Source organism: Streptomyces sp. AA1529 (genome assembly GCF_000280905.1).
Lineage (GTDB): Bacteria > Actinomycetota > Actinomycetes > Streptomycetales > Streptomycetaceae > Streptomyces.
Genome location: NZ_ALAP01000003.1, coordinates 1 through 13,840 on the forward strand (window position 1 = coordinate 1; position 13,840 = coordinate 13,840).

The window sequence follows — 13,840 nt, forward strand, 5'->3', positions numbered from 1 at the left end:
CGGTCGTCACGGTCGGAATCCCGGAGGCGCGTTGCCGGGCAATCGTGGATGCCGTTGCAGGTCGTCACGTCCCCGGGCGAATCACGCTACTGGAGGCAATTGCCGGGCGAATGAGCGATGCGAGGGTGTCGGTCCGGCTGCGACGCCAGTTTTTCGGACATCGGCGCAGGAATGGGGGCGCGGATTCGCGAACGGCCGACAGGTCAGCGGGAAAAATACATTTCAGTATTCCCGTTCGTTAAGCGCTGGTTAACCGACTGTATTCCGGACCCCGGAGTCCGGTCGTGTGAAAGAGGGCGTCCGGCAGCGGTGTCGCGGGAAGCAGGCCGCGATCGGCAGGCGGAAGCGGCCTGCGACGCGGCGGAGCCGTGCCCGGCCGGGGGGGGCGGGCACGGCTCCTCGCACGCGGTCCGGCCGCGCGTTGCCGGGGGAGGGGCCGGGAGCACGGGCAGGGCCCCGGCCCCGCACAGTTCACTCCTCCTCGACGTCCACCATCGCCGTCTGCACCTGGGTCGCCTTCCGGCGCACGACGTGCAGGGCACGGCCGGGAGGCAGCGTGCGGCCCTTGATGTTGCCGATCAGATAGCCCTCGGTCGGGGGGCAGGAGAGCAGCAGGGCGGGTGTGTTGACCTCCTGGAGGCGCCGCATGAGGTGCTCGCTCAGACCGCGGCTGGCGCCCGCCGCCGAGCGGACGACGACCATGTGCAGACCGACCTCGTAGCCGAGGGCGAGGTGGGGGAGCAGCGGGTCGAAGGGCGTGTTGCCGATGCCGGTGCCGAGCATGTCGTAGTCGTCGATGAGGATGAACAGCCGCGGCCCCGACCACCAGTCGCACAGCCGCATACGGGCCGGGGTGATCTCCTCCCCGGGCACGCGGGTGCGCACGGCCCGCGCCGCGCCGTCGACCAGGTCGTTGAGCGCGTCGATGGACACCGCGTGGCCGAGGCGGTACTCGTCCGGGATGGCCTCGACCAGGTCGCGTCGGTAGTCGATGACCATGATGCGGGCTTCGGCCGGGGTGAAGCGGTCCATGATGGCCTTCGCGGTCAGCCGCAGCAGGTTCGTCTTCCCGCTCTCGGTGTCGCCCACCGCGAACAGGTGCGGGGTCTCCGCGAAGTCGTGCCAGACCACCGAGAGCGCGTTCTCCTCCAGGCCGATCGGCATCCGCATGCCGTCCTCGGGAGCGGGCAGCTGGTCGGGCAGCAGCTTGGTGGGCAGCATCCGCACCTGCGGGGTGCGCGGCCCGGACCAGCTCTCCTTGACGGCGGCGACCAGGCCGGCCACCCCGTCCGCGAGGTCCTCGGCGGTCTCCACGCCGTCGATGCGGGGAAGGGCGCTCAGATAGTGCAGCTTGCCCTCGCGTGTCAGCCCGCGGCCGGCCAGCCGCGGCACGGTGGCGGCCCGGCGGGTGTCGATCTCGGAGTCCGTCGCGTCACCCATCCGCAGCTCCAGGTGGGTGGCGGCTTGTTCGCGGACTCCCGCGGACAGCTCGACCCACCGGGAGGTGGTGACGACGAGGTGCACGCCGTAGCTGAGGCCGCGGGCCGCGATGCCGTTGAACGTCTGGATGTAGCGGTCGTAGTCGGCACGCACCGTGGACCAGCCGTCGATCACCAGGAACACGTCGCCGTAGTGCTGGTCGGGGAACTCCCCGGCGGCACGGCGGCGGCGGAAGGTGGGCATCGAGTCGATGCCGTTCTCCAGGAAGAACCGCTCCCGGGCCGCCAGCAGCGTGGTGACCTCGGCGATCGTCCGGCTCACCCGCTCGCTCTCCAGCCGCGCCGCCACGCCGGCGGTGTGCGGCAACTCGGCCAGCCCGGCCAGGGTGCCGCCGCCGAAGTCCAGGCAGAAGAAGGACACCTCGCGCGGCGTGTGGGTGAGGGCGAGCGAGGTGAGCAGCGTGCGCACCAGGGTGCTCTTGCCGCTCTGCGGACCGCCCGCGATGGCGACGTGGCCGCCGGCGCCGGACAGGTCGATGGTCAGCAGGTCCCGCAGCTGCTCGAACGGCTTGTCGACGATGCCGAGCGGCACGGTCAGCCGGCCGCGTCCCGGCCAGCCCACGGTGGTCAGACCCAGCTGCGGGTCCGGGACCAGCGGCGGCAGGATCTGGTCGAGGGTGGCGGGCTGGTCCAGGGGCGGCAGCCACACCTGATGGGCCGGCGGTCCCGCGTCCCGCAGCCGGTCGACCGCCACCGACAGCAGGGTGTCGGTGTTCTCCAGCTCCTCCTCGGGTTCGGGCTCGGGCTCGGGGACGTCGGGCAGCTGGCGCGGCACCACGTAGCCGGAGGTCCACGGCACGGTCTGGCTGGCCACCCGCGCCTGGTTGGCGCCGGAGTGACGATGCTGGTAGGCCCCGGAGACGTAGGCGGCCCGGAAGCGGGTGAGGGCCTCCACTCCGGACTTCAGATAGCCGCTGCCGGGCTGCGGGGGCAGCTGGTAGGCGTCGGGCACCCCGAGCACCCCGCGGCTCTCCATGGCGGAGAAGGTGCGCAGTCCGATCCGGTAGGACAGGTGGCTCTCCAGCTGGTGCATGCGGCCCTCGTCCAGCCGCTGCGAGGCGAGCAGCAGGTGGACACCGAGGCTGCGGCCGAGCCGCCCGATCATCACGAACAGCTCCATGAACTCCCGGTGCGAGGCCAGCAGCTCGCTGAATTCGTCGACGACGACGAACAGGCTGGGCAGCGGCGCCAGCGGGACGCCGGAGGCGCGTGCCTTCTCGTAGTCCAGTGCCGAGGTGTAGTTGCCGGCCGAGCGCAGCAGTTCCTGACGTCGCATCAGTTCACCGTGCAGCGCGTCCTGCATCCGTCCGACCAGCGCCGCCTCTCCGGCGAGGTTGGTGATGACGGCCGATGTGTGGGGCAGTTCGTCCAGCCCGAGGAAGGTGGCACCGCCCTTGAAGTCCACCAGGACGAAGTTGAGGGTCTCCGAGGAGTTGGTGAGCGCGAGCGCCAGCACCAGGGTGCGCAGCAGTTCGCTCTTGCCGGAGCCGGTGGCCCCGATCAGCATGCCGTGCGGGCCGGTGCCGCCCTGCGCCGACTCCTTGATGTCCAGCTCGACGGGCGCGCCGTCGGCGCTGACCGCGATCGGCACCTTCAGCCGGGAGGAGCCGATGTTGCGCTGCCAGAGCGAGTTCGGCTCGTGGCGGGAGAGGTCCGATATCCCCAGCAGCGTGGTCAGTTCCAGATCGGCGGACAGTGGTGCGGACGTCTCGGAACCCACGCCCATCCGATAGGGCGCGATGCGCTTGGCCAGCGCGGTCGACCCCACGGTGCCGAACCGGTCGGGGCGGCCGAGCCGGGTCGTCTGCTCCTTGCGGTCACGGTCCGTGCGCACCAGCGCGAAGTCGTCCGCCGTCACCTCGAAGCGCAGCGTCACCCGCCCCGGGCGCCAGGTCAGCGCACCGCTCAGGTCGATCACCACGGTGTTGCGGAAGCCGGGACCGTCCAGCCGGTGCCCGGCCGGGACACTGCCGCCGTCCACGACGATCACGGTGAAGGGTTCCTCGCGCCCGGCGGCCGCCTCGGGGTCGAAGGAGGGGCGCTCCATGAACTCCGCGCCCAGCAGGTCCTCCAGCTCGTTGAAGGCGGAGACGAACATCCGGGCCTGGCCCGCGCCGTCGCTCTCCTGCGGATGCAGATTGTGCGGCAGCCACTTGAGCCACTCCCACTCGGAGCGCCGCTCGTCCGAGACGCACAGCGCGATCCACACGTCGTCCGGGGCGTGGAACGTCGCCAGCTGCGCGATCACGGCGCGGGCCAGCGAACGCGCCCGCTCCTCGTCGCCGCGCAGCAACACCCGGGCCCAGGCTCGCAGATAGATGGCGATCGGCTGCTCGGGCACGGTGGCATAGGCGCGGATGAAGCTGCGCAGCGCATGCGCGGACAGCGGCTCCAGATCCTCCACCGGGGTCGTGGCGTTCGGCGTCAGCCGCAGCCCGAGCTGCTGGTCGCCCACCGCGACCCGCACCTCGCCGAAGTCCACGTCCTGCGGGCGGCGCTCCCACAGCCGGGTGGTCCGCACCATCGACCACAGCGCGGCGGGCTCGGGGTGCCGCCAGGCCAGCGCCTTCTGCTGTTCGGCGACGGCCGCGCGCACCTTGCGCCGGGTCTGGGTCAGATAGCGCAGGTAGTCGCGGCGTTCCCCCTTCAGGCGCTGTTTCCGCTCGCTGGACTTGCGCATCATCTGACCGACCATCATCGCGCCGGATGCCAGGACCATCATGCCGACGGCCAGGTACATGAAGTGGCTTCCCGACCCGCCACGCATACCCGGCCGCATGAACATCAGCATCATGGAGACGGACATCATCGCCATGGGCAGATAGGTCCACACCGCGGAGCTGTCCGGCACCACCTCGGGCAGGGTCGGCGGCTCCTGCAGGGCCAACTCCCCTTCGGGCATGTCCGGGCCGCGGCGACGGGCCGGCCTGCGGAACAGGACCACACTCAACGAAGGACTCCTCACGGATGGTGGCGCTGTGCCGGTGAACCTCTCAAGGGGCCGAGGTGTCACAGGCGGACAGCATCGTGTTCGGTGCCGACTCGACTAGCTCCCAGCATGCACGTTTGCCGGGGCAACATTGTCCAACAGCGGCCGGACAATATTCCTGTCGCTTAATGTAAGCTCTCCGGAGGGTGTGCGTCCGTCTTGACCAGTGGACGGACTCCCAGGATTTCGACCGAACATGACCTGTCATGTCTGATCATGACGGCGTCATCCCGCCGTGACCGCCGCCCTCAAGCGGGACCGGAGCCGTCCGCTCCCGTCGGGAGAAGCGTGAGCCAGTACGAGAAGCGTGAGCCAGCGCTATGAGTGACATCCAGACGGCCGGGCTGTGTCGTCTGACCGTCCGCGCGCCCAAGAAGAGCATCGACCTCGGGGTCCCCTCCGACGTACCGGTGGCCGATCTGCTGCCCGCAGTGCTCGGCTACGGAGGCGAGGACCTCGACGAGGCCGGGATCGACCACGGCGGCTGGGTGCTCCAACGCCTGGGCGGTGAACCACTGGACGAGGAACGCACCCTCGACTCCTACGACCTCCGCGACGGCGAGACCCTCTACCTCAGGCCGCGCACCGAAGCCCTCCCCGAGGTCCACCTCGACGACCTGGTGGACGGCATCGCCACCACCATGGCCGACAGCCCCTTCGGCTGGAGCCCCAAGGCCAGCCGCCGACTGCTCCTCGGTCTGGCGGTGCTCGCCCTCACCGGCGGACTCGTCGTGCTCGCGCTGCCCGGCGGTTCGTCGGGACTGCGCGCGGTGTGCGCCGCGGTCGTCGGAATGCTGCTGGTGGCGGGCGCCGGCTCGGCCAGCCGCGCGGTCGGCGACGCGGGCGCGGGCGCCGCACTCGGCGCCATGGTCGCGCCCTACCTCGCCTTCGCGGGCTGGCTGGTGCCCGGCGGCGATCTGTCCGGGCCGCACGCACACGAGCTGTTCGGCTCCCGGCTGCTGGCCGGCAGCGCCGCGGGGGCGGGCGGTGCGATCGTCGTCCTCGCCGCTGTGGCCGCTTTCGCCGCGCTCTTCCTCAGCATCGCTGTCGTCGCGGCCTTCGGTGCCCTGGCCGGCGCCTTGATGTTCACCGCTGATCTGGCCCCGCATCAGGCCGCCGGCGTCATCGCGCTGCTGGCGGTGATCCTCGGTGCGTTCGTCCCCTCGCTGTCCTTCCGGATGTCGGGGATGCGGATGCCGCCGCTGCCCACCAACGCACAGCAGCTGCAGGAGGGCATCGAACCGCACTCGCCGAGCGGCACCGCCGCCCGGGCGATCCTCGCCGACGGCTGGATGAGTTCCCTCTACGCCGCGGTCGGCACCGTCTGCGCCGGCTGTGTCGCCGTCCTCGCCCGGCACGCGGACCTGGCTGCCCTGATCATGGTGCTGGCGCTCTCGCTCCTCCTGCTGCTGCACAGCCGCGGTCTGGGCAACGCCTGGCAGCGGCTCTCGCTGACCGTCCCCGGCGCCCTGGGCCCCCTGCTGCTGATCCTCCTCGACGCCGCGTCCGACGAACCCGACCAGCGCTTCCTGATGGTGGGCGTACTGCTCGCCCTCACCGCCTGTGTGTCGATCGCCTCCTGGACCGTGCCGGGCGTGCGGCTGGTGCCCTACTGGGGCCGGGCAGCCGAGATCCTGCACACCCTGGCGGCGGTCGCCCTGCTGCCGCTGGCGCTGTGGGTGCTGGGCGTGTACGGCTTCCTGCGCGGACTGATGGGCTGAGAGGGGGAGCGCGGTGAACGACAAACGGGACCAGGTACAGGCGCACATGTTCATCATGGGGCGGCTGACCTCCGGAATGCTGCGTGCCGACCCCGACGCCCCCGAGAGCCCCCAGGGCCGCACCAACCGCGGGATCGCGATCAGCGTGCTGATCGCGGTCCTCATCTGCGCGGGCGCCTTCGTCTTCGGACTCTTCAAGCCCGGCACCAAGTCCTCCTGGCGGGATCCGGGCACCCTGGTCGTCAACAAGGACAGCGGAGCGCGCTACCTCTTCCTCGGCGGCAGACTGCGGCCGGTACGCAACTTCACCTCGGCCAAGTTGCTGGCCGGTGACCAGCTGAAGGTCATGTCCGTCGGCGGCGAGTCGCTGAAGGACACCCCGCACGGCGCTCCCGTCGGTATCCCCGGCGCCCCCGAGAAGCCGCCGGGCACCGGTGAACTGGACGACGGCCCCTGGCAGGTGTGCTCCGGCAACACCGACGGCTCGACCGGCACCACGGTCGCGGTGGGCGCCGAGCCGGACGGGACCGCTCTCGAGAAGGGGCAGGGACTTCTCGTCCGCGGCCCCGACAAGGCCGGCTACCTCGTCTGGCAGGGGCGCAAGCTGCGCCTCGACGCGAAGGCCAACGCCCCCGAGGCCCTCGGATACGGCTCCGACAAGCCGCTGGCGGTCTCCGCGGCGCTTCTCAACTCCCTGCCGAGCGGTCCGGACCTGTCGCCGCCCGAGGTCTCGGACATGGGCGCGGCCGGACCCGAACTGGGCGGTCGGCAGACCCGGATCGGCCAAGTCTTCAAAGTCACCGCCGCCGGTGCGAAGGCCCGCTACTACCAGCTCCACAAGGAGGGCCTCGCCCCGCTGAGCGCCACCGGCGCAGCGCTGGTGCTCGGCGATCCGGTGAGCAAGGACAAGGCGTACGGCGGTGGCTCGGCCACCGCCCGTCCGCTGGGGACCGACGCCCTCGACGGCCGTCTCGCCGACGACTCCCGGGTCCCCGGCCCCGACGAGGACCTGCCCTCGACGCCGCCGAGTGCCGTGGACCTGCCGCGGGACACAACCCTCTGTGCCGGCGTCCGTTCGGCCGGCGGCGGCTTGCGGATCAGCGTCACTCTCGCCGACCCCGGCGACCTCGGGCCCTCCACCCAGCCGCCCAGCGAAGGGCTGACGCCGGCGTGTGTGACGGTCAACAAGATCACGGTGCGACCCGGCGGCGGTGCGGTCGTCCACGCGCTCGGCGCGGGCGGCAGCGATGTGGGCAGCACGCTGTATCTGGTGACCGACACCGGAATGAAGTACCGGCTGTCGTCCAAGGACACGTTGAAGGCACTCGGCTACACGGAGACCCCCGCGCAGGGCGTCCCCTCCTCGCTGCTGTCCATGCTTCCCACCGGCCCGGACCTCACGCCGAAGGCGGCGAGTTCGGGACGCGCCAACTCGTCGGCGCCCGAATGCGAGAACGCGCGCGATTCCGAAGGGTCCGCGCCGGACCCGGACAAGAGCAAGAAGCCGACGGATTCAGCCAGTAGCGAGGCACGTACAGTGCGTTCAATCGATGTTAAACCTCATGTGAATTCTCACAAAGCCGTATTGCGGGAGAAGTTGACGCACTTCTAGTATCCCGTTGTGAGGGCCCATTCGACGACGGCCCGTACAACCGGGGGCAACTGCTGCCAGCGCGCCTTGCCTGGCGGCGAATCACAGCCGAAGGGGAGAAGCTCGTGGGACAGATGGCGAAGCAGGAGGAACAGGCCACCCGGAACGGGATCAACGCCCTGGAGCAGGCGTTCACCGGCGTGCAGCGCAGCCGGCAGGAGCTGGAGAACACCAAGAACGATTCGGGTCTGCAGGGCCAGGTCGGCGGCAGCTACGACAAGCTGCTCCAGCAGTGGGACGACCAGGCCGAGATCATCTCCAAGAACCTCAACGAAATGATCGCCGAGCTGAACACCACGCTGCGGAACAGCGGCATGACCATCGGTTCCACCGACGAACAGGTGAACCAGGAGTACAGCCGGTCCCAGTCCATCTTCAACTCGCTCGCGGGCTGAACCGACCGCAGGGGTCCGTGCAGCGGACCCTCGGCTTCTCGTAGCGGTATCCCTCGGAACGTACGCAACGATCGAAATGAGGTCCGGCATGGCCGGTGGCAACTTCATGGACGGCGAGATCAACGTCGACTTCAACCGCACCGACAACGCGGCGGAGGACCTGCGGCTTCAGACGCAGCAGATCAAGAAGTGGCTCGCGGAACTGGACCAGGAGCTTCAGCACCTCAAGGCGTCCTGGATCGGTGACGACCGGGATGTCTACGAGGAGAAGCAGGCTGCTTGGAACCGCGCGGCCGACGCGATGGGCAACCTGCTCACCCAGTACGGCGGCACGCTGAACGAGGTGTCCGAGGCGTTCCGCAGGAACCAGTCGAACGCTGCGCAGGGCTTCTCGAACCTGCGGGTCGGCGCCTGACACCTGGTGCGGAAGCGGTACCGGGCGGCTGTCGGCGTTTCGCAGGGAACGCGGCAGTCGCCCGAGTTGGTTGGGCGGCGTGCCGGGGGTCGCGCCGTGGATGGACTGTGTGAGTAGAAGAGGTGCGGCAGATGGCGGACGGTGACGACGGCAGCAAGCTCGTCCTGAACAAGGAGTGGATGAAGAAGTTCATCGACGACGAGATCGACGAGTTCAAGACCGCACTCGACAAGATCTCGAAGGAGGGTGACTACAAGGGCAACCACTACAACGACGAGACGAACTCCTACGACGTGGAGCACGTCATGAGCGTCACCGAACTCTCGGACCCCACGAAGCAGGTCGACAGCGACAACCACGCTCCGCTGGCCCTGGGGGACCTGGTCGGCAAGGAGGGCGTCGCCTCGGAATTCGCCGACAAGGTCAAAGGGGTGGCCGACGAGCTGGGTGTGGTGATCACGGACCAGAAGAGGCTGTTCGACGACATCGAGGACGCGCTCCGGGAGGCGATGGAGTCCCTGCTCAAGACCGAGGGCGACAGCCTCGAGAAGATCGATGGCGACAAGTTCATCACCTCCGTCTTCGAGGACGTCTCGGACGACATCTCCGACTCGCTCGGCGGAGGCGGCGGCGACGGCGAGTACGACTGACACCTGCCCTTGCCGCCGGTAGTACCTCCTGGGTGAGGTAACAGCCGAAGTCCCCGCTCGCCTCAGTACCGCTGGAGTCCCGTCATGGCAGATGAAACGCTGATCGACAAAGGCAACGACGACTGGTGGAGCGCTGTCAGCCTCTTCACCGGATACACGCCCCCGTCGGTCACGGATGCTCTCGATCAGCTGAAGAGCCATGACGGAATTCCGTTCATGCACGTCACCCTGGAAAAGGCGGGCAACAACGATCTCCCTGAAGACGAGGAGACGGCCTGGCAGGACGAGAACTTTTACAACGAGATCGGGAAGATGCATTTCAAAATCCCGTTCTACACGTACAAAGACGGCGACCTGACCAAGCATCACGCCTGGATCCAGCTGATCGGAATCCAGGACACCAAGCAGGGGATCGACGAAGGGGGAGGGAAGGACTCCTTCAAGGAAAGCGATGTGGATTCCGAGTGGGGAGGCGATGACGAGAAGGGGGACACGGAGTCCTCCTGGGACACCTCGCAGATCGCCCAGTACTCCTACGGCTCCGGTGAAGCGCTGAGGTGGCTGCTCGAGAAGCCGCACGGAACCAAGGGATTCAACTGGAATCCTGCCGTCACCGACTCCACCTTCGTCGATCCGTCCACTTTCGAGTCGACCGCTCTGGCCTTCGACCGCTTTCGGGATTTCGTCGGTGCACGGAAGGAAATTCTCGAAGGCTGGGAGAAGACTTTCGGCAAGACTGAGAACGACAAATGGAAGGGGCAGGCGGCCGGCGTCTGGTGGAATCTGGTCCATCTGATCGTCCGACGCTACGAACGCCTCGCCGACGATATGCAGGACACGGCCAACCGGCACGTCGGTCTTGCCGCGGCCAGAGGGTCCAAGCAGGCGGCCGCCGTCCGTTACGTCGGAATGACTCTGCTCGACGAGGCCCAGAACCTTCGTGACGCCTGGGAATCCTGGGTGGGCGACCACCGGGGTTGGGACGGCGGATTCTCCGCGACGGTCTCCTCCAATCCCCTGTACCATCTCGTCGATATTCTCGGCGAGATTATGTACAACATCTGGATGGATAACCTCACCAAGGCGTACGAGAGTACCGAGAGCAACCCCTCCGGTTATACATCCCTCTCCGCCGGTTATTCTCCCGACACGACATCCGTCAATATCCAGCCGGGTTTCTCGAGCGAGGCGAAGGACCGGGACGGCAAGCTGTACGGACAGCTGGACCTGCAGGACACCTGGAAGAAAATCGGCGAGGAAGCGAAAACGCGCTGGTGGCGCGATCTCCGCGAAAAGCTGGGCGGACCGGGGGAGACCGCGAAGGCGAACCTCAAGAGTGCGATCGCCACCGCCGTCGGGGACATCGGAGAGATCCGCCCGGCCTCGGGCCAGGACCTCCAGCAGAGTTTGCAGAGCGACCAGGCAGACAGGGACCGGAGAGAAGCTGACGAGGAAAGGAGGAGGCAGGAAGAGGAGAATGAGGAATACCGGAAGGAGTTGGAGGAGCAGCGGGAAGAGGACCTGGAGCGGGAGAGGGAGGAGCGCGAGCGCCTGGACAAGCTGCGCGAAGAGGCGGAGGCCAAGGCCGACAAGCAGCGCGCCGAGGATCTCGCCCGGGAGAAGGCGGAGCGCGAGCGCCTGGACAGGATCCGCGAGGAACAGGAGGAGAAGGCCGACAGGCAGCGCGCCGAGGACCTCGCGCGTCAGGAGGAGTTGCGGAAGGAGCAGGAGGAGAAGGAGGAGAAGCTCCGCGAGGAGCAGGAGCAGAAGGAGAAGGAGCAGAAGGCCGAGCAGGAGGCCAAAGAGCGGGAGCAGGAGGAGAAGGAGGAGAAGCTCCGCAAGGAGCAGGAGCAGAAGGAGAAGGAGCAGGAGGCCAAGCAGGAGCAGCTGCGCAAGGAGCAGGAGGCCAAGCAGGAGGAGCAGCAGCGCCGCCAGGAGGAGCAGCAGCAACAGCAGATGATCCAGCAGCGGATCATGCAGGAGAAGCAGCGGAAGGAGCAGCAGAGGCAGCGGGCGGAGGACATCCGTCGGCAGGAGGAGCAGGAGGCCAAGCAGGAGGCCAGGCAGGAGGAGCAGGAGGCCAAGCAGGAGGAACTGCGGAAGGAGCAGGAGGCCAAGGAGGAGGAGCTTCGCAAGGAGCAGGAGGCCAAGGAGAAGGAGCAGGAAGCCAAGCAGGAACAGCTCCGCAAGGAGCAGGAAGCCAAGGAGAAGGAACAGGAGGAGAAGCAGGAGCAGATTCGCCAGGAGCAGGAGGCCAAGCAGGACCGCCAGCGGGCGGAGGACATCCGTCGGCAGGAGGAGCAGCAGGCCAGGCAGGAGCAGCAGCAGGAGGAGCAGCAGGCCAGGCAGGAGGAGCTCCGCAAGGAGCAGGAGGCCAAGCAGGAGGAACAGCAGCAGCGGCAGGAGCAGGAGCAGCGCCGCCAGGAAGAGCGGCAGCAGCAGGAGCAGCGCCGCCAGGAGGAGCGCCAGGACGCGCAACGTCGGCACGAGGAGGAGCGCCAGGACGCGCAACGCCGCCACCAGGAGCAGCGCCAGGACGAGCAGCAGCGCCGCCAGGAGCAGTTGCAGCGGCAGCAGGAGGAGCGCCAGCAGCAGCTCTACCAGGACCGGGCCGGCGACATCCTCGGCGATCAGCGCGGGGACTCCTCGTACGGCGATGTGCAGAACTACCTTCCGGACGACATCACCGGTCCCGTCAACGGCGACGACTCGTTGACCAACCCGGGCGGCAGCCACTCGCACCTGGACCCGCATGGCCGGATCGTCACCGAGTATCCGGACGGCAGCCGGACCACGATCGATCCGCAGACGCAGACGTCGACCATCATCGACCCCGACGGCGCCTCGCACTCCGGACCGCTGAACGCCGGTGACGTCGTCACCAACCCCGACGGCAGCGTCTCCCACCTCGACTCGCACGGGCAGGTGGTGACCGAGTACCCGGACGGCAGCCGCACCACGGTGGACCCGCGTACCGGTGCCACCACACAGACCAGCCCGGACGGGACGACGACCTCCGGCTATCTGAACGGTGCTCCGGGCCCGGACGTACCCGGTTCCCGCTCGCCCGGCGACCAGTCCGACTACGAACCCGAGCTGTACGACCCGCAGCCCGGCGGCGGTCAGCCGGGCGCCGGTCAGCCCAACCTCGGTCAGGGCGGCTCGCCCGGCGGCATGCCGATGTCCCCGATGATGGGCGGTGGCATGGGCGGCATGGGTGGCGGTGGCGGCCAGGGCCAGGGCGGCAGTTCGGAGCGCACCCGTAATGTCATCGACAGCGGCGGCGCGATCAGCAACCGTCGGCGTCCGACGGCCGCCCGTGCGGCGGGGCGTTACGACGAACGTGAGGCGAGGGTCAACACGACCGGCAGCAGCCCCTATTTTCCCGGCTCGGGCGCGAACGGCGGTCAGGGCCAGCAGCAGACGCAGAGCGGGGACCGCGAGCGCGAGTCGTGGGTGGACGAGGACGAGGACGTCTGGGGTTCCGACGAGGGCGGCTCGCCGGCGGTCATCGGTCGATGAGCAGGGAACGTGTGATGCTTGGGTGTTGGGTCATATGTGATCATGGGATCTTGCTCGATCGGCGGAGCGCGGAGGGCGAGCGGACAGCACGCGACCTGCGGGCGGGGAACGACGAGCGGAGGGGGAGAGGACGATGACGGAATCCATGGCGGAACGGATCGCCAAGGCGCGGGCCCGGCTCGACGAGACCCGCGAGGCGATCGGCCGGGCAGGGGAGCAGCTGCAGCACACCTCCGAGACGGTGCGCTCGCGTGACCGCGCGGTGGAGGTCACCGTCGGGCCGCAGGGCGAGCTGACCGGACTCACCTTCCCGGAGAACAAGTTCGCGGGCATGACCGGTCCGCAGCTTGCCGCCTCGGTGCTGGAGGCGTCCGACGAGGCGCGCAGGCGGGTCGCGCAACGTGTGATGGAGACGTTCGCGCCGTTCACCGGTCCGCTGCCGCACGCGCCCGAGTCCGCCGGTGTCGAGATCGACTGGGAGCAGATCTTCGGCACGGCCCTCTCCGGCGGCGACGGCCCCGGATCGGGTCGGGCGGGGTCCCGGTTGCGCGACGAGATCGTCGAGGACGACGGCGATGCGGCACCGGGAGGCCGGTCATGAGCACGGGCAACTACCGGGCCAATCCCCAACGGGCCCGCATGGTGGCGGAGAAGCTGCGGAGCCTGGCGGAGCGGCCCCAGCAGATCCAGGACGAGATGGCCGGCCACTTCGCATACTACGACCGCTGGAAGGGGCGGCCGGACGCCGTGGCCGACTCGTTCTACCGGGATGCCAAGAAGACGGAGGACGAGTGGAAAGAGTCGCTTCTTGAGCAGACGGGTCTGCAAGGAGCCACTTTCGGTGTGGTCGCCGCCACGCTGACCGTCGCCAACAGCGCCGAGGGCACCGAGGGGTTCGCCGACGACATCGTTCAGGACGCCCGGAAGCAGTCCGAAGAGGCTCTCGAGGACATCGACTCGGATGACACCGGCCACGTGGACGGCGGCTCCGGAGAATC

Annotated in this window: 9 protein-coding genes; 8 read left to right on the forward strand and 1 reads right to left on the reverse strand. The window is 68.7% G+C overall.

Annotation, left to right across the window (positions count from 1 at the left end; all coding sequences use genetic code 11):
• Positions 1-471: 471 nt before the first annotated feature.
• Complete coding sequence (locus tag A949_RS0100520) at positions 472-4,443, reverse strand: type VII secretion protein EccC (protein WP_019354054.1); 3,972 nt, start codon at positions 4,441-4,443, stop codon at positions 472-474.
• 365 nt (positions 4,444-4,808) lie between these two features.
• Between A949_RS0100520 and eccD the strand changes: the two genes are divergently transcribed.
• From eccD to A949_RS0100560, 8 genes are all read left to right on the forward strand, one after another.
• A complete protein-coding gene (eccD, locus tag A949_RS0100525) occupies positions 4,809-6,209 on the forward strand; it encodes a type VII secretion integral membrane protein EccD (RefSeq protein WP_019354055.1) in 1,401 nt (466 codons plus the stop codon).
• 13 nt (positions 6,210-6,222) lie between these two features.
• Positions 6,223-7,821, forward strand: coding sequence for a type VII secretion protein EccB (gene eccB, locus A949_RS0100530; RefSeq protein WP_019354056.1), 1,599 nt, complete (start codon positions 6,223-6,225; stop codon positions 7,819-7,821).
• A gap of 113 nt (positions 7,822-7,934) precedes the next feature.
• Positions 7,935-8,255: a hypothetical protein gene (locus A949_RS0100535; protein WP_037705703.1), complete on the forward strand. Its 321-nt coding sequence runs from the start codon at positions 7,935-7,937 to the stop codon at positions 8,253-8,255.
• Positions 8,256-8,343: 88 nt separating this feature from the next.
• Positions 8,344-8,670, forward strand: coding sequence for a WXG100 family type VII secretion target (locus A949_RS0100540; protein ID WP_019354058.1), 327 nt, complete (start codon positions 8,344-8,346; stop codon positions 8,668-8,670).
• A gap of 131 nt (positions 8,671-8,801) precedes the next feature.
• Positions 8,802-9,320 (forward strand): type VII secretion system-associated protein, encoded by a 519-nt coding sequence (locus tag A949_RS35305; RefSeq protein ID WP_019354059.1) that lies wholly within the window; start codon positions 8,802-8,804, stop codon positions 9,318-9,320.
• A gap of 84 nt (positions 9,321-9,404) precedes the next feature.
• A complete protein-coding gene (locus A949_RS37885) occupies positions 9,405-12,842 on the forward strand; it encodes an AAWKG family protein (RefSeq protein ID WP_019354060.1) in 3,438 nt (1,145 codons plus the stop codon).
• Between the two features lie 133 nt (positions 12,843-12,975).
• The gene (locus A949_RS0100555) at positions 12,976-13,443 is read left to right on the forward strand and encodes a YbaB/EbfC family nucleoid-associated protein (protein ID WP_019354061.1); all 468 of its coding nucleotides are present in this window, start codon (positions 12,976-12,978) and stop codon (positions 13,441-13,443) included.
• Positions 13,440-13,840: hypothetical protein (locus A949_RS0100560; protein WP_026004212.1), on the forward strand; the 401-nt coding region annotated here is incomplete at its 3' end. The genes A949_RS0100555 and A949_RS0100560, both read left to right, overlap by 4 nt.

What these genes read in the sequence shown, in the direction of transcription:
- eccD (WP_019354055.1), top strand. Translation starts at nt 4,809, where the DNA reads ATGAGTGACATCCAGACGGCCGGGCTGTGTCGTCTGACCGTCCGCGCG.
- A949_RS0100535 (WP_037705703.1), top strand. Translation starts at nt 7,935, where the DNA reads ATGGCGAAGCAGGAGGAACAGGCCACCCGGAACGGGATCAACGCCCTG.
- A949_RS0100540 (WP_019354058.1), top strand. Translation starts at nt 8,344, where the DNA reads ATGGCCGGTGGCAACTTCATGGACGGCGAGATCAACGTCGACTTCAAC.
- A949_RS35305 (WP_019354059.1), top strand. Translation starts at nt 8,802, where the DNA reads ATGGCGGACGGTGACGACGGCAGCAAGCTCGTCCTGAACAAGGAGTGG.
- A949_RS37885 (WP_019354060.1), top strand. Translation starts at nt 9,405, where the DNA reads ATGGCAGATGAAACGCTGATCGACAAAGGCAACGACGACTGGTGGAGC.
- A949_RS0100555 (WP_019354061.1), top strand. Translation starts at nt 12,976, where the DNA reads ATGACGGAATCCATGGCGGAACGGATCGCCAAGGCGCGGGCCCGGCTC.